The 24105-nt window shown below is 71.8% G+C and carries 19 protein-coding genes; 17 read left to right on the forward strand and 2 right to left on the reverse strand.

Annotated features, from left to right (window positions below; genetic code table 11):
• Window positions 1-46: 46 nt before the first annotated feature.
• The gene (gene bldD / locus ACFV0T_RS40555; RefSeq protein ID WP_385790311.1) at window positions 47-547 is read right to left on the reverse strand and encodes a transcriptional regulator BldD; all 501 of its coding nucleotides are present in this window, start codon (window positions 545-547) and stop codon (window positions 47-49) included.
• Window positions 548-799: 252 nt separating this feature from the next.
• On the opposite strand from bldD, the gene pyrR reads away from it, so the two are divergent.
• The 14 genes from pyrR (at window position 800) to ACFV0T_RS40625 (ending at window position 17571) form a co-directional block, all read left to right on the forward strand.
• Window positions 800-1375, forward strand: a complete 576-nt coding sequence (gene pyrR / locus ACFV0T_RS40560; RefSeq protein WP_385790313.1) for a bifunctional pyr operon transcriptional regulator/uracil phosphoribosyltransferase PyrR — start codon at window positions 800-802, stop codon at window positions 1373-1375.
• A 94-nt stretch (window positions 1376-1469) separates the two neighbouring features.
• Complete coding sequence (locus ACFV0T_RS40565) at window positions 1470-2450, forward strand: aspartate carbamoyltransferase catalytic subunit (RefSeq protein WP_385790315.1); 981 nt, start codon at window positions 1470-1472, stop codon at window positions 2448-2450.
• Window positions 2451-2455: 5 nt separating this feature from the next.
• Window positions 2456-3742, forward strand: a complete 1287-nt coding sequence (locus ACFV0T_RS40570; protein ID WP_385790317.1) for a dihydroorotase — start codon at window positions 2456-2458, stop codon at window positions 3740-3742.
• Window positions 3739-4308: a hypothetical protein gene (locus ACFV0T_RS40575; protein WP_385790319.1), complete on the forward strand. Its 570-nt coding sequence runs from the start codon at window positions 3739-3741 to the stop codon at window positions 4306-4308. The genes ACFV0T_RS40570 and ACFV0T_RS40575 overlap by 4 nt, the downstream gene beginning before the upstream one ends.
• Window positions 4305-5462: a glutamine-hydrolyzing carbamoyl-phosphate synthase small subunit gene (gene carA, locus ACFV0T_RS40580; RefSeq protein ID WP_385790321.1), complete on the forward strand. Its 1158-nt coding sequence runs from the start codon at window positions 4305-4307 to the stop codon at window positions 5460-5462. Before ACFV0T_RS40575 ends, carA begins: the two co-directional genes overlap by 4 nt.
• On the forward strand, window positions 5455-8763 hold the full coding sequence (gene carB, locus ACFV0T_RS40585; RefSeq protein WP_385790323.1) for a carbamoyl-phosphate synthase large subunit: 3309 nt from the start codon (window positions 5455-5457) through the stop codon (window positions 8761-8763). Before carA ends, carB begins: the two co-directional genes overlap by 8 nt.
• A gap of 55 nt (window positions 8764-8818) precedes the next feature.
• Window positions 8819-9925 (forward strand): quinone-dependent dihydroorotate dehydrogenase, encoded by a 1107-nt coding sequence (locus ACFV0T_RS40590; RefSeq protein ID WP_385790325.1) that lies wholly within the window; start codon window positions 8819-8821, stop codon window positions 9923-9925.
• Window positions 9922-10767 (forward strand): orotidine-5'-phosphate decarboxylase, encoded by an 846-nt coding sequence (gene pyrF, locus ACFV0T_RS40595; RefSeq protein WP_385790327.1) that lies wholly within the window; start codon window positions 9922-9924, stop codon window positions 10765-10767. The genes ACFV0T_RS40590 and pyrF overlap by 4 nt, the downstream gene beginning before the upstream one ends.
• A gap of 267 nt (window positions 10768-11034) precedes the next feature.
• Complete coding sequence (locus tag ACFV0T_RS40600) at window positions 11035-11358, forward strand: integration host factor (RefSeq protein ID WP_003977346.1); 324 nt, start codon at window positions 11035-11037, stop codon at window positions 11356-11358.
• A 60-nt stretch (window positions 11359-11418) separates the two neighbouring features.
• The gene (gene gmk, locus ACFV0T_RS40605) at window positions 11419-12012 is read left to right on the forward strand and encodes a guanylate kinase (protein WP_385790329.1); all 594 of its coding nucleotides are present in this window, start codon (window positions 11419-11421) and stop codon (window positions 12010-12012) included.
• 52 nt (window positions 12013-12064) lie between these two features.
• Window positions 12065-12337, forward strand: coding sequence for a DNA-directed RNA polymerase subunit omega (gene rpoZ, locus ACFV0T_RS40610; RefSeq protein ID WP_067025681.1), 273 nt, complete (start codon window positions 12065-12067; stop codon window positions 12335-12337).
• Window positions 12338-12456: 119 nt separating this feature from the next.
• On the forward strand, window positions 12457-13659 hold the full coding sequence (gene coaBC / locus ACFV0T_RS40615; protein ID WP_385790331.1) for a bifunctional phosphopantothenoylcysteine decarboxylase/phosphopantothenate--cysteine ligase CoaBC: 1203 nt from the start codon (window positions 12457-12459) through the stop codon (window positions 13657-13659).
• Window positions 13660-13897: 238 nt separating this feature from the next.
• Complete coding sequence (metK, locus tag ACFV0T_RS40620) at window positions 13898-15106, forward strand: methionine adenosyltransferase (protein ID WP_385790333.1); 1209 nt, start codon at window positions 13898-13900, stop codon at window positions 15104-15106.
• A 296-nt stretch (window positions 15107-15402) separates the two neighbouring features.
• On the forward strand, window positions 15403-17571 hold the full coding sequence (locus tag ACFV0T_RS40625; RefSeq protein WP_385790335.1) for a primosomal protein N': 2169 nt from the start codon (window positions 15403-15405) through the stop codon (window positions 17569-17571).
• A gap of 594 nt (window positions 17572-18165) precedes the next feature.
• On the opposite strand, the gene ACFV0T_RS40630 is transcribed toward ACFV0T_RS40625, so the two are convergent.
• A complete protein-coding gene (locus tag ACFV0T_RS40630) occupies window positions 18166-18720 on the reverse strand; it encodes a hypothetical protein (protein WP_385790337.1) in 555 nt (184 codons plus the stop codon).
• A 287-nt stretch (window positions 18721-19007) separates the two neighbouring features.
• Between ACFV0T_RS40630 and fmt the strand changes: the two genes are divergently transcribed.
• The 3 genes from fmt to ACFV0T_RS40645 all read left to right on the forward strand — a co-directional run bounded on the left by fmt (window position 19008) and on the right by ACFV0T_RS40645 (window position 23963).
• Complete coding sequence (gene fmt, locus ACFV0T_RS40635) at window positions 19008-19940, forward strand: methionyl-tRNA formyltransferase (RefSeq protein ID WP_385790339.1); 933 nt, start codon at window positions 19008-19010, stop codon at window positions 19938-19940.
• 198 nt (window positions 19941-20138) lie between these two features.
• Window positions 20139-21557, forward strand: a complete 1419-nt coding sequence (locus ACFV0T_RS40640; RefSeq protein WP_385790341.1) for an RsmB/NOP family class I SAM-dependent RNA methyltransferase — start codon at window positions 20139-20141, stop codon at window positions 21555-21557.
• 345 nt (window positions 21558-21902) lie between these two features.
• Window positions 21903-23963: a TolB family protein gene (locus tag ACFV0T_RS40645; protein WP_385790343.1), complete on the forward strand. Its 2061-nt coding sequence runs from the start codon at window positions 21903-21905 to the stop codon at window positions 23961-23963.
• Window positions 23964-24105: the final 142 nt, after the last annotated feature.

Genomic DNA, 24105 nt, shown 5'->3' on the forward strand with positions numbered 1-24105 from the left:
GTTCCGGCCACCCCCGGCGGCACGTTTCTGCTGAGGCTGGGCCTCGCTAGTTGTCGTCGTGGGAGACCGCGCGGCGCGCGTCCGCGTCGAGAACGCCCCAGCTGATCAGCTGCTCGGTGAGCACCGAGGGCGACTGGTCGTAGATGACGGCGAGGGTGCGCAGGTCGTCCTGGCGGATCGAGAGCACCTTGCCGTTGTAGTCACCGCGCTGCGACTGGATCGTGGCCGCGTACCGCTGGAGGGGGCCCGCCTTCTCGACCGGCACATGGGCGAGACGCTCCAGGTCGAGCACCAGCTTCGGCGGCGGCTCGGCTGCGCCGCCAGGGGTGGTGCCCGGCAGCAGCTCCTGTACGGGAACGCCGTAGAAATCCGCCAGCTCGGCAAGACGCTGTACGGTCACGGCACGGTCACCGCGCTCGTACGAACCGACCACGACCGCCTTCCATCGTCCCTGGGACTTCTCCTCGACACCGTGGAGGGAAAGGCCCTGCTGGGTGCGGATGGCCCGGAGCTTGGCCCCGAGCTGTTTGGCGTATTCGCTGGACATATAGCTCCCCGGCATGGGTCGACGCGGCCGGCTTTGGTTCCAGGCCACGCAGTTGGTAACTCACTGTGAGGTTACGCAGCGTGATTCTTCTGCGTCAAGCCGAATGGTCCACACCGACGCTTCCGTGGTAGCCGCGATCGATTAGGCCAGGGGGGTGATCAGGGGGGTCGTCCCGGCCTGCTACCGTGGATGGCGCAATCTTGACGTCCTTTAAGGTCCGTCCCGTGAGGCGGAGAAGGAGGTCCGTTTCATATGGACACACGATCGTCCGATGCGCGGCCCGTACTCGAAGGCCCCGACATCGCGCGGGTACTGACCCGCATCGCCCACGAGATCGTCGAGCGCGCCAAGGGCGCCGACGACGTGGTGCTCCTCGGCATCCCGACCCGCGGCGTGTTCCTCGGCCGCCGGCTCGCCGCCAAGCTGGAGGAGATCACCGACCGCAAGATCCCGGTCGGCTCCCTCGACATCACCATGTACCGCGACGACCTGCGCATGCATCCCCCGCGCGCGCTGGCCCGCACCGAGATCCCCGGTGACGGGATCGACGGCCGCCTCGTCGTCCTCGTCGACGACGTGCTCTTCTCCGGCCGCACCATCCGCGCCGCCCTCGACGCCCTGAACGACATCGGGCGCCCCCGCGCGGTCCAGCTCGCGGTCCTCGTCGACCGCGGCCACCGCGAACTGCCCATCCGCGCCGACTACGTCGGCAAGAACCTCCCCACGTCGCTGCGGGAGACGGTCAAGGTCCAGCTCGCCGAGGAGGACGGTCGCGACACCGTGCTGCTCGGTGCGAAGCGGACCTCCCCGGGCGAGCAGCAGCAGTAGCTCCGCGGCGTACGACACGTTCGTGCGCCCCGCAGCCGCGCCCACGCGTGCCCGGAATCTCCCCAAACCTGAACTGCCTTACGGAGCCTGACAGATGCAGCGTCATCTCATCTCGGCCGCCGACCTCACCCGCGACGACGCCGTCCTGATCCTCGACACCGCCGAGGAGATGGCCCGGGTGGCCGACCGGCCGATCAAGAAACTGCCGACCCTGCGCGGCCGCACGATCGTCAACCTCTTCTTCGAGGACTCGACCCGTACCCGGATCTCCTTCGAGGCCGCCGAGAAGCGCCTCTCGGCGGACGTCATCAACTTCACCGCCAAGGGGTCGAGCGTCTCCAAGGGCGAGTCCCTGAAGGACACCGCCCAGACCCTGGAGGCCATGGGCGTCGACGCCGTGGTCATCCGGCACGGCGCCTCCGGCGCCCCCTACCGCCTGGCCACCTCCGGCTGGATCGACGCCGCCGTGATCAACGCGGGCGACGGCACCCACCAGCACCCCACCCAGGCCCTGCTCGACGCCTTCACCATGCGCCGCCGGCTCGTCGGCCGCGACGCCGGGATCGGCCAGGACCTCGACGGCAAGCGGATCACCATCGTCGGCGACATCCTGCACAGCCGGGTCGCCCGCTCCAACGTCGACCTGCTGCACACGCTCGGCGCCGAGGTCACCCTCGTCGCGCCGCCCACCCTGGTGCCGGTCGGCGTCGAGACCTGGCCCTGCGAGGTCGCCTATGACCTCGACGGCACGCTCCCCAAGTCCGACGCCGTGATGATGCTGCGTGTCCAGCGCGAGCGCATGAACGCCGCCTTCTTCCCGACCGAGCGCGAGTACTCACGGCGCTACGGCCTCGACGGCGAGCGCATGGCGAAGATGCCCGAGCACGCCATCGTGATGCACCCAGGCCCGATGGTCCGCGGCATGGAGATCACCGCCGAGGTCGCCGACTCCGAGCGCTGCACCGTCGTCGAGCAGGTCGCCAACGGCGTCTCCATCCGCATGGCCGTCCTCTACCTGCTGCTCGGCGGCAACGAACCCGCCGTCGCCCACGCCCGTACCACCGAGGAGAAGTAACGACGATGAGCAAGATCCTGATCCGTGGTGCGAAGGTGCTCGGCGGCGAGCCGCAGGACGTGCTGATCGACGGCGCGACGATCGCCGGAGTGGGCGTCGGTCTCGACGCCGACGGCGCCGAGGTCGTCGAGGCCGACGGCAAGGTGCTGCTGCCGGGCCTGGTCGACCTGCACACCCATCTGCGCGAGCCGGGCCGCGAGGACTCCGAGACCGTCCTGACCGGCACCCGGGCCGCGGCTTCCGGCGGCTACACCGCCGTGTTCGCCATGGCCAACACCTTCCCGGTGGCCGACACCGCCGGCGTCGTCGAGCAGGTCTACCGGCTCGGCCAGGAGCACGGCTACTGCGACGTGCAGCCCATCGGCGCCGTCACGGTCGGCCTGGAGGGCCGCAAGCTCGCCGAGCTCGGCGCCATGCACGAGTCGGCCGCCGGTGTCACCGTCTTCTCCGACGACGGCAAGTGCGTCGACGACGCCGTGATCATGCGCCGCGCGCTGGAGTACGTGAAGGCCTTCGGCGGTGTCGTCGCCCAGCACGCGCAGGAGCCGCGGCTGACCGAGGGCGCCCAGATGAACGAGGGCGTCGTCTCCGCCGAGCTGGGACTCGGCGGCTGGCCTGCGGTGGCCGAGGAGTCGATCATCGCCCGCGACGTCCTGCTCGCCGAGCACGTCGGCTCCCGCGTGCACATCTGCCACCTGTCGACCGCCGGCTCCGTGGAGATCGTCCGGTGGGCCAAGTCCCGCGGCATCGACGTCACCGCCGAGGTCACCCCGCACCACCTGCTCCTCACGGACGAGCTGGTGCGCTCGTACGACCCGGTCTACAAGGTCAACCCGCCGCTGCGCACCGAGCGGGACGTGCTCGCGCTGCGCGAGGCGCTCGCCGACGGCACGATCGACATCGTCGCCACCGACCACGCCCCGCACCCGCACGAGGACAAGGACTGCGAGTGGGCCGCCGCCGCCATGGGCATGGTGGGCCTGGAGACCGCGCTGTCGGTGGTCCAGGAGACGATGGTCGACACCGGACTGCTCGACTGGGCGGGCGTCGCCGACCGCATGTCCGTCAAGCCGGCCAGGATCGGACGGGCCACCGGTCATGGACGACCCGTCTCGGCAGGCGAGCCCGCGAACCTCGTCCTGGTGGACACGGAATACCGTGGACAGGTGGACCCCGCGGGCTTCGCCTCGCGCAGCCGCAACACCCCCTACGAGGGCCGTGAGCTGCCGGGCCGTGTCACCCACACCTGGCTCCGGGGCAAGGCCACCCTCGTCGACGGGAAGCTCACGTGACATCTGTAATCCTGCTGGCCGCAGAGAAGAAATCGGCCGAGGTCACCGACTGGGCCGCCCGCGTCGGCTGGCTCGTCGGCCTCGCCCTCTTCGTCGCGCTCGTCTACTGGCTGATGCGTGAGGGCTGGAAGTGGCGCGGCACGCTCCAGGGCGACCTGCCCGAGCTGCCCACCGCGCCGGAAGAGCCGGGCCCGGTGACACTGGGAATGAGCGGCCGCTACCACGGCTCCACCACCGCCGGACAGTGGCTGGACCGCATCGTCGCGCACGGCCTGGGCACCCGCAGCCGGGTCGAGCTCACGCTGACCGACGCGGGCCTGGACGTCGTACGCCCCGGGGCGAGCGACTTCTTCGTCCCGCGCGCGGCCCTGCGGGAGGCCCGGCTCGACAAGGGCATCGCGGGCAAGGTGCTGACCGAGGGCGGCCTGCTCGTCGTGACCTGGGCGCACGGCGACAGGCTGATCGACTCCGGGTTCCGCTCCCACCGCGCGGCCGAGCACAACGAGTGGGTCGACGCCGTCAACGCGATGATCAACAAGACGGAAACAACGGAAGGCGCACGATGACGACCTCCACGAAGGGGAACGCCTCGCAGAGGAAAGAGGCGCTTCTCGCGGTACTCGTCCTGGAGGACGGCCGGGTATTCCGCGGCCGTGCCTACGGGGCCGTGGGGGAGACCTTCGGCGAAGCGGTCTTCTCCACCGGCATGACCGGCTACCAGGAGACCCTCACCGACCCGTCGTACGACCGGCAGATCGTCGTCGCGACCGCCCCGCAGATCGGCAACACCGGCTGGAACGACGAGGACGACGAGTCCAGCCGCATCTGGGTCTCCGGCTACGTGGTCCGCGACCCGGCGCGCGTGCCGTCCAACTGGCGCGCCAACCGCTCCCTCGACGACGAGCTGGTCAAGCAGGGCGTGGTCGGCATCTCCGGCATCGACACCCGGGCCCTCACCCGCCACCTGCGCGAGGGCGGCTCGATGCGGGCCGGCATCTTCTCCGGCGACGCCGTCGCCCCGGAGGCCGAGCTCCTCGCGCGCGTGCAGGCCCAGCCGCACATGAAGGGCGCGAGCCTGTACGAGGAGGTCGCCACCAAGGAGGCCTACGTCGTGCCCGCGGTCGGTGAGAAGAAGTTCACCGTCGCCGCCATCGACCTCGGCATCAAGGGCATGACCCCGCAGCGCATGGCCGAGCGCGGCATCGAGGTGCACGTGCTGCCCGCGACCGCGACCGAGGACGAGGTCTACGCCGTCGCCCCCGACGGTGTCTTCTTCTCCAACGGCCCCGGCGACCCGGCGACCGCCGACGGCCCCGTCGCGCTGATGAGCGCCGTCCTCGAGCGCCGGACGCCGCTGTTCGGCATCTGCTTCGGCAACCAGATCCTCGGGCGGGCCCTGGGCTTCGGCACCTACAAGCTGAAGTACGGCCACCGAGGCATCAACCAGCCGGTCCAGGACCGTACGACCGGGAAGGTCGAGGTCACCGCGCACAACCACGGCTTCGCCGTGGACGCCCCGCTCGACCAGGTCAGCGAGACGCCCTTCGGCCGCGCCGAGGTGTCCCACGTCTGTCTCAACGACGACGTCGTGGAGGGGCTGCACCTGCTCGACCAGCCGGCCTTCTCCGTCCAGTACCACCCCGAAGCGGCAGCGGGACCCCATGACGCCGCCTACCTGTTCGACCGCTTCGTATCCCTGATGGAGGGCCAGCGTGCCTAAGCGCACCGATATCCAGTCCGTCCTGGTCATCGGCTCCGGCCCGATCGTCATCGGCCAGGCCGCCGAGTTCGACTACTCGGGCACCCAGGCGTGCCGCGTTCTGCGCGCCGAGGGCCTGCGGGTCGTCCTGGTCAACTCGAACCCGGCGACGATCATGACCGACCCGGAGATCGCCGACGCGACCTACGTCGAGCCGATCACCCCGGAGTTCGTCGAGAAGATCATCGCCAAGGAGCGCCCCGACACGCTGCTGCCCACCCTGGGCGGCCAGACGGCCCTCAACACCGCGATCTCGCTGCACGAGAACGGCGTCCTGGAGAAGTACGGCGTCGAGCTGATCGGCGCCAACGTCGAGGCGATCCACAAGGGCGAGGACCGCGACCTGTTCAAGGACGTCGTGGAGGCGGTCCGGGCGAAGATCGGCCACGGCGAGTCCGCCCGGTCCGTGATCTGCCACACCATGGACGACGTGCTCGCGGGTGTCGACGAGCTCGGCGGCTACCCGGTCGTCGTGCGCCCGTCGTTCACCATGGGCGGCGCCGGCTCCGGCTTCGCCCACGACGAGGAGGAGCTGCGCCGTATCGCCGGCCAGGGCCTCACGCTCTCCCCGACCACCGAGGTGCTCCTGGAGGAGTCCATCCTCGGCTGGAAGGAGTACGAGCTGGAGCTGATGCGCGACAAGCACGACAACGTCGTGGTCGTCTGCTCCATCGAGAACTTCGACCCGATGGGCGTGCACACCGGCGACTCGATCACCGTGGCGCCCTCGATGACGCTCACCGACCGCGAGTACCAGATCCTGCGTGACATCGGCATCGCCGTGATCCGCGAGGTCGGCGTCGACACCGGCGGCTGCAACATCCAGTTCGCGGTGAACCCGGTCGACGGCCGGGTCATCGTCATCGAGATGAACCCGCGCGTGTCGCGGTCCTCGGCGCTCGCCTCCAAGGCGACCGGCTTCCCGATCGCCAAGATCGCCGCCAAGCTCGCCGTCGGCTACACCCTCGACGAGATCCCGAACGACATCACGCAGGAGACCCCGGCCTCCTTCGAGCCCACGCTCGACTACGTGGTCGTGAAGGCCCCGCGGTTCGCCTTCGAGAAGTTCCCCTCGGCGGACTCGTCCCTCACCACCACCATGAAGTCGGTCGGCGAGGCCATGGCCATCGGCCGCAACTTCACCGAGGCGTTCCAGAAGGCGCTGCGCTCGCTGGAGAAGAAGGGCAGCCAGTTCACCTTCGTCGGCGAGCCCGGTGACAAGGCCGCGCTGCTGGCGGAGGCCGTCCGGCCCACCGACGGCCGGATCAACACGGTCATGCAGGCCATCCGCGCGGGGGCCACGCCCGAGGAGGTCTTCGAGGCCACGAAGATCGACCCGTGGTTCGTCGACCAGCTCTTCCTCATCAAGGAGATCGCGGACGAACTGGCCGCCGCCGAGCGGCTGGACGTGGACCTGCTGGCCGAGGCCAAGCGGCACGGCTTCTCCGACCAGCAGATCGGCGAGATCCGCGGGCTGCGCGAGGACGTGGTGCGCGAGGTGCGGCACGCGCTGGGCATCCGCCCGGTCTACAAGACGGTCGACACCTGCGCCGCCGAGTTCGCGGCGAAGACGCCGTACTTCTACTCGTCCTACGACGAGGAGAGCGAGGTCGCGCGCCGCGACAAGCCCGCGGTGATCATCCTGGGCTCCGGCCCGAACCGTATCGGCCAGGGCATCGAGTTCGACTACTCGTGTGTCCACGCCTCCTTCGCGCTGTCCGACGCCGGGTACGAGACCGTGATGGTCAACTGCAACCCGGAGACCGTCTCCACGGACTACGACACCTCCGACCGCCTGTACTTCGAGCCGCTGACGCTGGAGGACGTGCTGGAGATCGTCCACGCCGAGTCGCTGGCCGGACCGATCGCGGGTGTCGTGGTCCAGCTCGGCGGCCAGACCCCGCTGGGCCTGGCGCAGGCGCTCAAGGACAACGGCGTGCCGGTGGTGGGCACCCCTCCCGAGGCCATCCACGCGGCCGAGGACCGGGGCGCCTTCGGGCGGGTGCTGGCCGAGGCCGGCCTGCCGGCCCCGAAGCACGGCACCGCCACCACCTTCGCGGAGGCCAAGGGCATCGCGGACGAGATCGGCTACCCGGTCCTGGTGCGGCCCTCGTACGTCCTCGGCGGACGCGGCATGGAGATCGTCTACGACGAGACCCGGCTGGCCTCCTACATCGCCGAGTCGACGGAGATCAGCCCCACCCGGCCGGTCCTGGTCGACCGCTTCCTCGACGACGCGATCGAGATCGACGTCGACGCCCTCTACGACGGCCACGAGCTCTACCTCGGCGGTGTCATGGAGCACATCGAGGAGGCCGGCATCCACTCCGGCGACTCGGCGTGCGCCCTGCCGCCGATCACGCTGGGCGGCTTCGACATCAAGCGCCTGCGCGCCTCGACCGAGGCCATCGCGCGCGGGGTGGGCGTCCGCGGACTGATCAACATCCAGTTCGCCATGGCGGGCGACATCCTGTACGTCCTGGAGGCCAACCCGCGTGCCTCGCGCACCGTCCCCTTCACCTCGAAGGCGACCGCGGTCCCGCTGGCGAAGGCCGCCGCCCGGATCTCGCTGGGCGCGACCGTCGCCGAGCTGCGGGCCGAGGGGTTGCTCCCGGCGACCGGCGACGGCGGCGAACTCCCGCTCGACGCGCCGATCTCCGTCAAGGAGGCCGTGCTGCCCTGGACCCGCTTCCGGGACACCTCCGGGCGCGGTGTGGACACCATCCTCGGCCCGGAGATGCGCTCCACCGGCGAGGTCATGGGCATCGACTCGGTCTTCGGCACCGCGTACGCCAAGTCGCAGGCCGGCGCCTACGGCCCGCTGCCGACCAAGGGCCGCGCCTTCATCTCGGTGGCCAACCGCGACAAGCGCTCGATGATCTTCCCGGCCCGTGAACTGGTCGCCCACGGCTTCGAGCTGCTCGCCACGTCCGGCACGGCCGAGGTCCTCAGGCGCAACGGCCTCAACGCCACGGTGGTCCGCAAGCAGTCCGAGGGCACCGGCCCGAACGGCGAGAAGACCATCGTCCAGCTCATCCACGACGGCGAGGTCGACCTCATCGTCAACACCCCGTACGGCACCGGCGGCCGCCTCGACGGCTACGACATCCGTACGGCGGCCGTGGCGCGGTCCGTGCCCTGCCTGACCACGGTCCAGGCGCTCGCCGCCGCCGTCCAGGGCATCGACGCCCTCAACCACGGTGACGTGGGCGTCCGTTCGCTCCAGGAACACGCCCAGCACCTGACCGCGGCCCGCGACTAGCAGCCGATGAGGGGGACACCGGAAACGGTGTCCCCCTCGTCATGAGGACACAGTGATGTACAAGCTCTTCTTCCGTCTGGTCTTCACCCGGATGGACCCCGAACAGGCGCACCACCTGGCCTTCCGCTGGATCCGCCGCGCCGTCCGCGTCCCCGTGCTGCGCACCTTCCTCGCCGCCGCCCTCGCGCCCCGGCACAAGGAACTGCGCACCGAGGCCTTCGGGCTGCGCATGCACGGCCCCTTCGGGCTCGCCGCCGGCTTCGACAAGAACGCGGTCGCGATCGACGGCATGTCGATGCTGGGCTTCGACCACGTCGAGATCGGCACGGTCACCGGGGAGGCACAGCCGGGCAACCCCGGAAAGAGGCTGTTCCGCCTCGTCGCGGACCGGGCGCTGATCAACCGCATGGGCTTCAACAACGACGGCTCGCTCGCGGTCGCGGCCCGCCTGGCGGCGCGCACGCCCGTCTTCCGGACCGTCGTGGGCGTCAACATCGGCAAGACCAAGGCCGTCCCGGAGACGGAGGCCGTCGCCGACTATGTGAAGTCGGCCGAGCGGCTCGCGCCGTACGCCGACTACCTGGTGGTCAACGTCTCCTCCCCGAACACCCCCGGCCTGCGCGACCTCCAGGCCACCGAGGCGCTGCGCCCCCTGCTCGGCGCCGTGCGCGAGGCGGCAGACCGCGCGGTCGCCGACCGCCGGGTCCCGCTGCTGGTGAAGATCGCCCCGGACCTCGCCGACGAGGACGTCGACGCCGTCGCCGACCTGGCCGTCGAACTCGGTCTGGACGGGATCATCGCCACGAACACCACCATCGCGCGCGAGGGGCTCGGGTTGGCCTCCGACCCCGCGCTGGTCAAGGAGACCGGCGGGCTGTCCGGGGCGCCCCTGAAGGCGCGCTCCCTGGAGGTGCTGCGGCGCCTCTACGCGCGCGTGGGCGACCGGATCACCCTCGTGGGCGTCGGGGGCGTGGAGAACGCCGAGGACGCCTGGCAGCGCATCCTGGCCGGCGCCACGCTGGTCCAGGGCTACAGCGCCTTCATCTACGAGGGGCCCTTCTGGACCCGCGCTCTTCACAAGGGGCTCGCCGCACGGCTGCGCACGAGCCCGTACGCCACCCTCGCCGACGCGGTCGGCGCCGACGTGAGGAAGGCCGCATGAGCTCTCTGGAACCCTTCGGTGCCCGGCTGCGCCGCGCGATGGACGAGCGCGGCCCGCTGTGCGTCGGTATCGACCCGCACGCCTCCCTGCTCGCGGAGTGGGGGCTGAACGACGACGTGGCGGGCCTGGAGCGGTTCAGCCGCACGGTCGTCGAGGCGACGGCCGACCGGGTCGCCGTGCTGAAGCCGCAGAGCGCCTTCTTCGAGCGCTTCGGCTCGCGTGGACTCGCCGTCCTGGAGAGGACGGTCGAGGCGGCGCGGGCGGCCGGCGCGCTGGTCGTCATGGACGCCAAGCGCGGCGACATCGGCTCCACCATGGCCGCGTACGCCGAGTCCTTCCTGCACAAGGACGCTCCGCTGTTCTCGGACGCGCTGACCGTCTCGCCGTACCTCGGCTACGGGTCGCTGAGCCCGGCCGTCGTGCTGGCGCGCGAGAGCGGCGCGGGCCTGTTCGTACTCGCGCTGACCTCCAACCCGGAGGGCGGCGAGGTCCAGCACGCGGTGCGCGCGGACGGGCGGAACGTCGGCGCGACGATGCTGGCGCACCTGGCCGCGGAGAACGTGGGGGAGGAGCCCCTGGGATCCTTCGGCGCGGTCGTCGGGGCCACGCTCGGCGACCTGTCGACGTACGACCTCGACATCAACGGTCCGCTCCTCGCGCCCGGCATCGGCGCCCAGGGGGCGACTCCGGCCGACCTTCCCCGGGTCTTCGGCGCCGCGGTGCGCAACGTCGTGCCGAACGTCAGCCGGGGTCTGCTGCGGCACGGCCCCGACGCCGGGGCGCTGCGGGCGGCCGCGGACCGTTTCACGGACGAGATCCGGACGGCACTCGCGTCCACCTGAGGATCTTCGGAAGCCTCCGACGAGGGCCTTCAGGACGACTTGAGGCTGGATACATTCTCAAATCCGGGGCAATATGTCTGAAATATCCTGTCCTGACGGAGGCTGACCAGGACTTTTCCTCTGTTCTCGCTGACTCTGGCGGACTTGGCCGCTAGTCTCCGACGAGAGTCAACGGGCAAGCGTGTTGCTCGTAGCTCCCCAGGTGTGGGGCGACTAGGTTCCTCACCGGTCCGTATCCGACAGTTCGACATCCGAGGTGACGTAGGCGTGGCTCTTCCGCCCCTTACCCCCGAACAGCGCGCAGCCGCGCTCGAAAAGGCCGCCGCGGCTCGCCGGGAGCGGGCCGAGGTCAAGAATCGACTCAAGCACTCCGGCGCCTCCCTCCACGAGGTCATCAAGCAGGGCCAGGAAAACGACGTCATCGGCAAGATGAAGGTTTCCGCCCTGCTGGAGTCCCTGCCGGGCGTGGGCAAGGTCCGCGCCAAGCAGATCATGGAGCGACTCGGTATCTCCGAGAGCCGCCGCGTGCGTGGTCTCGGCTCCAACCAGATCGCCTCCCTGGAGCGCGAGTTCGGCAGCACCGGCTCCTGAGTACCGGGCAGTCCGGGACTGGCGTCCCGGGCAGCCCGGGATTGCTGGAATAATCGCTGCATGGCTGCAACATTCCGGGGGACGACCCCCGAGCCCCCGGACGTACGTCCGCGGCTGACCGTGCTCTCCGGCCCCTCCGGGGTCGGCAAGAGCACGGTCGTCGCTCATATGCGCAAGGAACACCCCGAGGTGTGGCTCTCGGTGTCGGCGACGACCCGCAAGCCCCGCCCCGGCGAGAGGCACGGCGTCCACTACTTCTTCGTCACCGACGAGGAGATGGACAAGCTGATCGCCAACGGGGAACTGCTGGAGTGGGCCGAGTTCGCCGGCAACCGCTACGGCACTCCCCGCGCGGCCGTGCTGGAGCACCTGGAGTCCGGTGTGCCGGTCCTGCTGGAGATCGACCTCCAGGGCGCCCGACAGGTCCGCGACTCCATGGCCGAGGCCCACCTGGTGTTCCTGGCTCCTCCCTCCTGGGAGGAACTGGTGCGCAGGCTCACCGGCCGGGGTACCGAGTCGCCCGCGGTGATCGCACGCCGCCTGGAGGCGGCGAAGATCGAACTGGCGGCCGAGCCCGAGTTCGATGAGACCCTGGTCAACACCTCCGTCGAGGACGTGGCGCGCGAGCTGCTAGCCTTGATGGATGTTGTGTGATCACGAACATGTGATCATGACCGATCTTTTCCCATCCATCGGAAGGTAGAGCGTGTCCTCTTCCATCTCCGCGCCCGAGGGCATCATCAACCCGCCGATCGACGAGCTCCTCGAGGCCACCGACTCGAAGTACAGCCTCGTGATCTACGCGGCCAAGCGGGCCCGCCAGATCAACGCGTACTACTCGCAGCTCGGCGAGGGCCTCCTCGAATACGTCGGTCCGCTCGTGGACACCCACGTCCACGAGAAGCCCCTCTCGATCTCCCTGCGCGAGATCAACGCGGGACTGCTGACGTCCGAGGCCATCGAGGGCCCGGCGCAGTAGTATTTCCAGCTTGCAGTTGGCTTTTCCACAGGCCCGGCAGCGCGACTGCCGGGCCTGTGGTGTGTGATGGAGACGTGCGCCGGCCGCCGGCGCTCACGAGCCGAGTCCGGGGAGAGACGGTGGACAAGCCGAAGGTCGTGCTGGGGGTCAGCGGCGGCATCGCCGCGTACAAGGCCTGCGAGCTGCTGAGGAGACTGACGGAGTCGGGGCACGACGTCCGGGTCGTGCCCACCGCCTCGGCGCTGCACTTCGTCGGCGCCGCGACCTGGTCCGCGCTCTCCGGCAACCCCGTCTCGACCGAGGTCTGGGACGACGTCCACGAGGTCCCGCACGTCCGCATCGGTCAGCACGCCGACCTGGTGGTGGTCGCCCCGGCCACGGCCGACATGCTCGCGAAGGCGGCCCACGGCCTGGCGGACGACCTGCTCACCAACACGCTCCTCACCGCGCGCTGCCCCGTCGTCCTCGCCCCCGCCATGCACACCGAGATGTGGGAGCACCCGGCCACCCAGGAGAACGTGGCCACGCTGCGCCGCCGCGGCGCGGTCGTCATCGAGCCGGCCGTGGGCCGTCTCACCGGTGTCGACACCGGCAAGGGCCGGCTGCCCGACCCCGTCGAGATCTTCGAGGTCTGCCGTCGCGTGCTCGCCCGGGGCGTCCGGGAGCCGGACCTCGTCGGCCGCCATGTCGTGGTCAGCGCCGGCGGCACCCGCGAGCCCCTCGACCCGGTGCGCTTCCTCGGCAACCGCTCCTCGGGCAAGCAGGGCTACGCCCTCGCCCGTACGGCCGCGGCACGCGGCGCCCGGGTCACCCTGATCGCCGCGAACACCGGGCTGCCCGACCCGGCGGGCGTGGACGTGGTCCAGGTCGGCACCGCGGTCCAGCTGCGCGAGGCCGTGCTCAAGGCGGCCCCGGACGCCGACGCGGTGGTGATGGCCGCCGCCGTCGCCGACTTCCGCCCGGCGGCGTACGCGGCCGGGAAGATCAAGAAGCAGGACGGGCAGGAGCCGGAGCCCCTCGTCCTCGTGCGGAATCCGGACATCCTCGCGGAGATCTCCACCGATCGGGCGCGCCCCGGACAGGTGATTGTCGGCTTCGCCGCCGAGACCGACGAGGTCCTCGCCAACGGTCGCGCCAAGCTGCGCCGCAAGGGCTGCGACCTGCTCGTGGTGAACGAGGTGGGGGAGCGCAAGACCTTCGGCGCCGACGAGAACGAGGCCGTGGTGCTGGGCGCCGACGGCGCCGAAATCCCCGTACCGCACGGCCTGAAGGAGGCTCTGGCCGAAACAGTGTGGGACCTGGTGGCGCAACGCCTCGGCTGACTGTTTCCTTCAGCCCAAGGATCGCTTCCGCCCCGCACATTCGGACGTGGTGACCCTGGTCAAGGGCGCTCGGCTCTGGGCAGAATGCCCGTGCCGCAGGTCACAGCGCTTCCGAGTGGCGAGACAGGTGGGGCCGTGGCCGAGTGCGACCGATAAACTGTTCTCGGACGACGCCAGGCGCAGCCCTGTCCCGTCCGCCAATGATCAGCCAGCAGCCGCTGCAACCCCAGGGAGCGTTGTGTCCCGTCGCCTGTTCACTTCGGAGTCTGTGACCGAGGGTCACCCCGACAAGATCGCTGACCAGATCAGCGACACCATTCTCGACGCGCTTCTGCGCGAGGACCCGACGTCCCGGGTCGCCGTCGAAACCCTGATCACCACCGGTCTGGTGCACGTGGCCGGAGAGGTCACCACCAAGGCCTACGCGCCGATCCCGCAGCTCGTGCGCGACAAGATCCTGGAGATCGGCTACGACTCCTCGAAGAAGGGCTTCGACGGCGCCTCCTGCGGCGTCTCGGTGTCGATCGGTTCGCAGTCCCCGGACATCGCACAGGGCGTCGACACGGCGTACGAGTCCCGGGTCGAGGGCGACGACGACGAACTCGACAAGCAGGGCGCCGGCGACCAGGGCCTGATGTTCGGCTACGCCAGCGACGAGACGCCGACCCTGATGCCGCTGCCGATCTTCCTGGCGCACCGCCTGTCGAAGCGGCTGTCGGACGTCCGCAAGAACGGCACCATCCCCTACCTGCGCCCCGACGGCAAGACGCAGGTCACCATCGAGTACGACGGCGACAAGGCGGTCCGCCTGGACACGGTCGTAGTCTCCTCCCAGCACGCCAGCGACATCGACCTGGAGTCGCTGCTCGCCCCCGACATCCGCGAGTTCGTCGTGGAGCCGGAGCTGAAGGCCCTCCTCGAGGACGGCATCAAGCTGGACACCGAGGGCTACCGCCTGCTGGTCAACCCCACCGGCCGCTTCGAGATCGGCGGCCCGATGGGCGACGCCGGCCTCACCGGCCGCAAGATCATCATCGACACGTACGGCGGCTTCGCCCGCCACGGCGGCGGCGCCTTCTCCGGCAAGGACCCGTCCAAGGTCGACCGCTCGGCGGCGTACGCCATGCGCTGGGTCGCGAAGAACGTCGTCGCCGCCGGTCTGGCCTCCCGCTGCGAGGTCCAGGTCGCCTACGCGATCGGCAAGGCCGAGCCCGTCGGTCTCTTCGTCGAGACCTTCGGCACCGCCAAGATCGACGCCGAGAAGATCGAGAAGGCGATCGACGAGGTCTTCGACCTCCGCCCGGCCGCGATCATCCGCGACCTCGACCTGCTCCGCCCGATCTACGCCCAGACCGCCGCGTACGGCCACTTCGGCCGTGAGCTCCCCGACTTCACGTGGGAGCGCACGGACCGCGTGGAGGCGCTGCGGGAGGCCGCGGGTCTGTAATCCCGCTTCCCCCGTGTGTCCGGGCCCGGCTCTCCCGTGCGGAGAGAGCCGGGCCCGTCCCGTGCGTGGGCGTCCCGCGTGCGCGGCCCGGCCCGGTCCCCTGCCGGGAGCGGAAACGAGTGGCGGCGCGCGGGAGCCGGTTCGTACACTCGCGGTCTCCCGGTGCGAAGGCCGCGGCTGCTTCGGTGGAGTGCGCCCCCGGGCGCGCGGTGATTCTGGAATGTGTCGCCGCTGCCGAGTGGACCTCGGGAGGCGGGCGCCGTCGGTTGTCAGTCGCGTTTGGTAAGAATGCAAGCGTGAGCAGCGAGAACGAGACGGGGACGGGCGGCGCCGAAGGGGCGCCGCCCGAGCAGCTCGCGTTCATCCGGGAGAGCGTGCGCAACGCCAAGGTGCCGCGGGCCAAGCCGCGGACCTGGCGCGGGGCCGCGCTGGCGAAGGAGCTGCCCGTCGCGCGGATCCTGGTCGACAAGGGCGTACTGCATCTCGACCGGTACTTCGACTACGCCGTTCCCGAGGAGCTCGACGCGGACGCGCAGCCCGGCGTGCGGGTACGGGTGCGGTTCGGGGCCGGGCGGCACCGGGTGCGGGAAGGGCGCCGTGAGGGCGGGGGGCTCATCGACGGGTTCCTCGTGGAGCGGCGTGCCGAGTCCGACTACTCCGGGCCGCTGGCCGCGCTCGCCCAGGTGGTGTCGCCCGAGCCGGTGCTGAGCGAGGAGTTGCTGGGACTGGCCCGCGCCGTGGCCGATCGGTACGCCGGAAGCCTCGCCGATGTGCTCCAGCTCGCCGTGCCGCCCCGCAGCGCGCGGGCCGAGCAGCGGCCCTCGCCCGAGCCGTTGCCGGCGCCCGCGGCGCCGGAGGCGGGATCCTGGGTCCGGTACGAGCAGGGGGCGGCGTTCCTGACCGCCCTGGCCTCGGGTGGGGCGCCGCGGGCCGTGTGGAACGCCCTGCCGGGGCCCGAGTGGAGCGAGGAGCTGGCGCGCGCCGTCGCCGCGACGCTGGCCTCCGGGCGCGGGGCGCTCGTCGTCGTGCCCGACGGGCGGGCCGCCGCGCGCGTCGACGCCGAGTTGACCGCGCTGCTGGGCGAAGGGCGGCACGCGCTGCTCACGGCCGACGCCGGGCCCGAGAAGCGGTACCGGGAATGGCTCGCGGTGCGGCGCGGGTCGGTACGGGCCGTGGTGGGCACGCGGGCCGCCATGTTCGCCCCCGTACGGGATCTCGGTCTGGTCGCCCTCTGGGACGACGGGGACGACAGCCACAGCGAGCAGCACGCGCCGCAGCCGCACGCGCGCGAGGTGCTTCTGCTGCGGGCCGCTCTGGACAAGTGCGGCTTCCTGTTGGGTAGTTGGGGCTGCACCGTGGAGGCCGCCCAGCTCGTCGAGAGCGGCTGGGCGCGGCCGCTGGTCGCCGGACGGGAGCAGGTGCGGCGCGCCGCCCCGCTCGTGCGGACCGTCGGGGACGCGGATCTGGCACGGGACGAGGCCGCGCGGGCCGCCCGGCTGCCGAGCCTCGCCTGGCAGGTCGCCCGGGAAGGACTGCGGCACGGTCCGGTGCTCGTCCAGGTGCCCCGGCGCGGGTACGTACCCCGGATGGCCTGTGCGCAGTGCCGGGCGCCCGCCCGGTGCCGGCACTGCGCCGGGCCGTTGGAGGCGCGGGACGGCGGGGCGTTGTGGTGCGGGTGGTGCGGGCGCGAGGAAGCCGCCTGGCACTGCCCGGAGTGCGGGTCGTTCCGGTTGCGGGCCCAGGTCGTGGGGGCGCGGCGTACGGCGGAGGAACTGGGGCGGGCGTTTCCGGCGGTGCCGGTGCGGACCTCCGGCCGTGAGCACGTCCTCGACACCGTGCCCGGCACGCCCGCGCTGGTGGTGAGCACACCGGGCGCCGAGCCCGTCGCCGAGGGCGGTTACGCGGCGGCCCTGCTGCTCGACGGCTGGGCCATGCTCGGGCGCCCCGATCTGCGGGCCGGGGAGGACGCCTTGCGCCGGTGGATCGCCGCGTCCGCGCTGGTGCGGCCGCAGGGCGCCGGCGGGACCGTGGCGGTCGTCGCCGAACCGACCCTGCGGCCGGTGCAGGCGCTCGTGCGGTGGGACCCCGTCGGCCACGCGGTGCGGGAACTCGCCGAGCGGGCCGAGCTGGGCTTTCCCCCGGTGTCGCGGATGGCCGCCGTGTCGGGCCAGGCGGCGGCCGTCGCCGCGTTCCTCGGTGCGGTAGAACTGCCCCGGGAGGCGGAGGTGTTGGGGCCGGTACCCGTGCCCGGCACCGCCCCGGGTCGCCCGCGGCGGCCGGGGGCGCCGCCCCCGGGCGAGCACTGGGAACGCGCGTTGATCCGGGTGCCGCCGGGCAGCGGCGGCGCGCTGGCGTCCGCGCTGAAGGCGGCGCAGGCCGCGCGGATGGCCCGGGGTACGGGCGGCGGCGGGGGAGCGGCGAGCGAACCCGTCTGGGTACGGATCGATCCGGCTGACATCGGGTGAGGTGCGGCGCCCCGTCCGGCGTCTGGTTCTGCCGTCTGCCGTCTGCCGTCTGCCGTCTGCCGTCTGCCGTCTGTGGCCTGCGGTCGGCCGACGGTGGTGGCCGGCGGGGGCCGGTGGACCTTGCCGCTGGTGGGCGGCAGGGATCCGCGCGGCGGTGACCTTGGCGTTGGCGTGCCGCGACAGTTCGCGCGGGACGGTGGTGTGCCGTGTCTTTCCGAGTCCGGCGGGCCGGTGAGCCGGGTGGCGGTGCGCTGCGGCTGTCGGCGGGGTCGGTGTCGTCGTCGGCGGTGGTGCGCCGCGGTTGTCGGCGGGGGCGACGATTTCGGCGGCGATGTGCTGCGGCTGATCGTGGGGAGGGGTGCTGCGGCGGCTGTCGGCAGGCCGTCGGGCTGGAGTGGCGGCGTGCGTGGACGTGGTGCTCGCCGGCGGTCCGTGGTGGTTGTCCGGAGACCCGGGGGGCGGTGCGCTGCGGCTGTACGTGAGGCCCGCGTATCGGGGTGGCGGTGCGCGGTCCGTGGTGGTCGTGACGTCGGGGAAGGCGTGGCAGGCAGTTGCCCTCCCGGAGGCTTGCCGGGAGGGCGGGGTGAAGGTGCGTCAGCCGTTGCGGGGGGCGGGGAAGGCCGTCGGTCTGACGTCCTCGCGCAGGGCGGGACTGCCGGCCGTCGGCTGGGTGGGCATGGAGCGGGCCGCGGGGACCGTAGGCACCGGTACCGGTACCGCGGGGATGCCGGTGCCCACGCTGACCGTGTGGTTGTCCGACGTCTCCGTGCTCCGCTCCGCCTCGGCGGCCGCCTGGGCCGCGGCGCGGCGGGCGCCGTAACGGCGGTGCACCGCCTGCTTGGTGACGCCGAGCGCGGAGCCCACCGCGTCCCACGAGAAGCCGAGCGAGCGGTCGAAGTCGACTGCGGCCGTGACCAGCGTCTCGACACTGTCCCGCAGTTCCTGGGCGAGACGGACCGTCGGGGCGGGAGCGCGTCCGTACACGACGAAGCCCGTGGAAGGGCCGGAGCGCCGCGGGCGGTAGACGTTGCCCAACTGCGCGGTGAGCGTACGGAGCGCGTCCACCTGGCGGCGGACCCGCTCGATGTCCCGCACCAGCAAGTGCAGGCTGGCCCGGGCCTGGGCGTCGTGGGTTGCGTGGTCGGCCATGAACAAGCCTCTCGAACCGGCGTTGAAAGGAAGTGGGCCGCCAGGGCGGCCCGTTGCGGTCAACTCTTTCTTGACCAACGCGTGTGCGCTCCGCTGGTCACGCTGTGGGGGCGTAAGGGCATATGCGTACGCCCCCGGCGTGGATGTGCGCTGTGCGCCTCCGCGTTCGCCGGACGCCACTGTCCCCGGCCCGCGCGGGAGTACGGCGCCGTCGCCGGGTTTCACCGCGTGGTCATAGACTTGTGCGCTGCCGCTGCTCACCCCGCCCGAGAGGCCCGATCCCACCCATGAAGCTCGTCTTCGCCGGTACCCCCGAGGTCGCCGTTCCCGCACTGGACGCCCTGCTCGCCTCCGGGCGGCACGAGGTGGCCGCCGTCGTCACGCGGCCGGACGCGCCGGCCGGGCGTGGGCGCAGGCTGGTCGCGTCCCCCGTGGCCCAGCGGGCGGAGGAGGCCGGGATCGAGGTGCTGAAGCCCGGGAAGCCGCGCGACCCGGAGTTCCTGGAGCGGCTGCGGGAGATCGCCCCCGACTGCTGCCCCGTCGTCGCCTACGGTGCCCTGCTGCCCAGGACGGCCCTGGACATCCCGGTCCACGGCTGGGTCAACCTGCACTTCTCGCTGCTGCCCGCCTGGCGTGGGGCCGCCCCCGTGCAGCACTCCGTCATGGCCGGGGACGAGATCACCGGGGCCTCCACCTTCCTCATCGAGGAGGGGCTCGACTCCGGGCCCGTCTACGGCACCGTCACCGAGGTGATCCGGCCCACCGACACCAGCGGCGACCTGCTGACCCGGCTCGCCTTCGCGGGCGCCGGGCTGCTCGCCGCGACCATGGACGGCGTCGAGGACGGCAGCCTGAAGGCCGTACCGCAGCCGGCCGACGGCATCACCGTCGCGCCGAAGATCACCGTCGAGGACGCCCGGGTCGACTGGTCCACCCCCGCGCTGCGGGTCGACCGGGTCGTCCGCGGCTGCACGCCCGCGCCCGGCGCGTGGACCTCCTTCCGCGGCGAGCGGCTCAAGCTCATCCATGTCACGCCCCGGCCGGAGCGGACCGACCTCGCCCCGGGCGCCCTGGACGTCGGCAAGAACAACGTCCACGTCGGCACCGGTTCGTACGCCGTCGAGCTGCTGTGGGTGCAGGCCCAGGGCAAGAAGCCGATGCAGGCGGCGGACTGGGCGCGGGGCGTGCGGATCGGCGAGGCGGAACGCCTCGGGGGGTAGACGCGGAACGCCTCGGGGAGCAGCGGAGCCCCTCGGCGAGCAGCGAAGGAGCGGCGAAGGAGCAGCGAAGGACCATCGGGCGAGCGGCGCGGGAGCGGCACGGGGCGGCGGCCGGCCGGTGCACCGGAGCGGAGCGCCGACATCGGTGGGACGTACGCTTGGGGGGTATCCCCATCTGACATCCGGAGCACCTTTTTCGTGAGTGACACCTCCCGTCGGCCCAGCAAGCCCGGCAAGCCCTACCGACGGCCCCAGAAGGACCCCGTCCGCATCCTCGCCTTCGAGGCACTGCGAGCCGTGGACGAGCGGGACGCCTACGCCAACCTCGTGCTGCCCCCGCTGCTGCGCAAGGCCCGGGAGAAGGGCGACTTCGACGGGCGCGACGCGGCCCTCGCGACCGAGCTGGTGTACGGCACGCTGCGGCGGCAGGGGACGTACGACGCGATCATCGCCGCCTGTGTCGACCGGCCGCTGCGGGAGGTCGACCCGCCGGTCCTGGACGTGCTGAGCCTCGGCGCGCACCAGCTGCTCGGGACCCGGATCCCGACCCACGCGGCCGTCTCCGCCTCCGTCGAGCTCGCCCGGGTGGTGCTCGGTGACGGGCGGGCCAAGTTCGTCAACGCCGTGCTCCGGAAGATCGCGCAGCACGACCTCGACGGATGGCTGGAACAGATCACCCCGCCGTACGACGACGATCCCGAGGAGCATCTCGCCGTCGTGCACTCCCACCCGCGCTGGGTCGTCTCCGCGCTGTGGGACTCGCTGGGCGGCGGCCGGGCCGGGATCGAGGACCTGCTGGAGGCCGACAACGAGCGGCCCGAGGTGACCCTGGTCGCCCGGCCGGGCCGGTCCTCCACGGACGAGCTGCTGCGGGAGGAGGCCGCCGTACCGGGGCGTTGGTCGCCCTTCGCCGTGCGGCTCACCGAGGGTGGTGAGCCCGGTGCGATCGAGGCCGTCAAGGACGGCCGGGCGGGTGTGCAGGACGAGGGCAGCCAGCTCGTCGCGCTCGCCCTGGCCAACGCGCCGGTCGAGGGGACGGACGAGAAGTGGCTCGACGGGTGCGCCGGGCCGGGCGGCAAGGCCGCGCTGCTGGCCGCGCTCGCCGCGGAGCGCGGCGCGCTGCTGCTCGCCTCCGAGAAGCAGCCGCACCGGGCCGGACTGGTGGCGAAGGCCCTGGCCGGCAACCCCGGGCCCTACCAGGTCATCACCGCCGACGGGACCCGGCCGCCGTGGCAGCCCGGCTCCTTCGACCGGGTGCTGATGGACGTGCCGTGCACCGGGCTGGGCGCCCTGCGACGGCGGCCCGAGGCGCGGTGGCGGCGCCGGCCGGAGGACCTGGACAACTTCGCGCCGCTCCAGCGCGATCTGCTGCGTACGGCCCTGGAATCGGTGCGGGTCGGCGGTGTCGTCGGCTACGCCACCTGCTCGCCGCACCTCGCCGAGACCCGCGCCGTCGTCGCCGACGTGCTCAAGCAGTTCCCGGACGCCGAGCTGATCGACGCCCGGCCGTTGCTGCCCGGCGTACCGGCGCTGGGCGACGGCCCCGACGTACAGCTGTGGCCGCATCTGCACGGGACCGACGCGATGTACCTGGCACTCCTGCGCCGCACGGCCTGATCGGCAGCACCACCCTGCGCGTTCCGGAACGAGTGACCGACAGCCGGTCCGATCGGCCACTGTCCTACCAGGTGCTCCCGCCCGGGCGCGGGTAAGCCGTGGCCGCGGGGTGTTCACCGGCCGCAGCCGACTCGCACATTTGTTCATTCAACGTTCAAATTTAGTTGGCGGTGGATCGCACGCCGGCACATAGGGTCCGTCTGCTGACGAGTGATCGCCGGGGGCCTGGAGCGCTGCGCACAAGAGCGCGCGCCGGGATCGCAGGGTCTGTGCACCCACACACCTGGACGCGACGGGGCGAGGCGCTCGGCAGGCGAACAGGCACTCTTTCTGGGGGCTTTTCTCTTGAACTCTCGCAAGCGCCGCGACCTCGCGGCGATCACGTCGGCCGCCTCGCTGGTGGCCGGCCTGCTCGGCGCGATGGCGCCGGGCGCGCAGGCGGCGCCCGCCGCGGCCGATGTGTCGGCCGGTCAGATCGGTCTGTACGGCGGCTCGGGCGTCGAGACCGTCAACGCCGACGGGACGGGTCTGCGTTCCGTCCCGAACATCCCGAACTACGGCTACGTGCCGAACTGGTCGCCGGACGGCAGCAGGCTGGTGGCCGGATGGGGCCAGCTGGCCACCGGCCGCGCCACCGGCGCCACCTCGCTCATCACCCTGCCCTGGGCGACCAAGGTGCGCTCCAGCGCGCCGTATGACGACCCGACGTTCTGGCTGGACGGCCGGTACGTGGTGTTCAGCACGGACGGCCAGCTCGCCTACGGGCCCTCGGACGGTTCGTGGGCCCCGGAACCGCTGCTGACGAACGCTCAGGAGCCTTCGACGGTCTGCGACCTCCACCCGACGTCGAGCCCGACGGGCGTCCTGGCCTTCGAACGGCGCGTCAACCACGGCTGCTACGACAGCCAGGGCATCTGGACGTACGACCCCGCCACCAAGGCTCTGAAGAAGATCATCGCGTCCGGTTCGTCGCCGGTGTTCTCGGCGGACGGCAGCCAACTGGTCTTCACGCGCGTGGTGGACGACCGGACCCAGCTGTTCACGGCCGACGCGAGCGGCGGCAACATCCAGCAGGTGACCACGGACGCGTACGACCACCTGAACCCGACGTGGGACCCGGCCGGCGGCCGGATCGCCTACGACGCGCACACCTCGCACGCCGGCTGGTCCGACGACGTGCAGACGGTACGGCTCCTCGACCTCGCGAGCGGCACGTCCACCGAGGTCACCGGGGTGGGCAAGGGCGGCAGGCCCGCCTGGCAGCCGTTGCGGAAGAACTCCCTGGTGCGGGTCTACGGGACCGGCTCCGTCGGCATCGACGCCGCCGCCTCCCGCTGGACGTTCGACAAGTCGGGCGGAACGCATGTGCCCGGCCTGGTCGCGGCCAGGTCCGCGGTGCTGGTCAACAAGGGCATCGCCACCTACTCGGCGCCGGCCGTCGCGCTGGCGCCCGAGAAGCAGGGTCCGATCCTGATGACCTCCGGCAGCGGACTGGACTCCGCCGCGGCCGCGGAGCTCAAGCGCTCGCTTCCCCGAGGCGCCACCGTCTACCTGAACGGCAGCACGCGCATCCTCAGCTCGAAGGTGGCCAGCCAGGTGCAGGCGCTCGGCTACAAGGCGCTGCGCCTGGACGGCACCGACCTCTCGGCACTGTCGGTCCGGGTCGCCAAGCAGATCACCGCGAGCCCGAGCTGGATCTTCGTCGCCGACGGCGGTGACTATCAGGACCCGATCGCCGCGGCGTCGGCGGCCGGTGCGCTGGGCTACCGCGGCACCGGTGTGGTCGTGCTGACGAACGGCAAGACCGTCCCGTCCTCGGTCAAGAACTACCTGAACTCCCTGAACCCGCAGAAGACCAACATGGTGACGGTCGGCTCCAACGCGACCTGGGCGATGGAGCACACGGCGTTCACCAAGAGCTGGAGCTTCTGGACCGTCGGCGGCAAGACACACGAGGACGTCGCCGCGAACCTGGCCCGGTTCTGGTGGTCCTCGCCGACCGTGGCCACCGTCGAGGACACCCGGAACTGGCAGAACGCGGTCGCGGCCGGCGCGGCCGCCGCCACCTACGGCCCGATGCTCTGGTCGGCCTCGTCCGCGCTCTCGGCGCCCGCCTCGAAGTACCTGAACGAGGAGGCCGCGAGCATCTGGGGCGTGCAGACCTTCGGCGGGAACGCGTCGTACTCGGTCGCCAACCGCACCGCCATCAGTTCCGCGATCGCCGCGAACAGCGCCTGGACCACCACCTACTCGTTCGCGAACGGTGAGGTGTCGAAGACGTCCGCCACGGCACGGTCGTTCCTGGCCACCGGCACGTCTCCCACCGCGACCGGCCGGCCGGTGGCCGACCCGACGGTGGTGCCCGGCGAGCACCTGCCCGAGCCCGGCGGACGCACCGCCCGCTAGGGTCCGCGGTTCCGATCGGGCCGGCTGACCGAACCCGGCGAGCCCGGCGGTATCGGGACGAGAGGTCCTGGTGCAGTGGCCGGGACGGCCGCGTCGGCCACCGGCGCGGACACACGGACGACGATGGTCCGCCGCTCAGCGG

This window comes from Streptomyces sp. NPDC059582 (assembly GCF_042735715.1).
GTDB lineage: Bacteria > Actinomycetota > Actinomycetes > Streptomycetales > Streptomycetaceae > Streptomyces.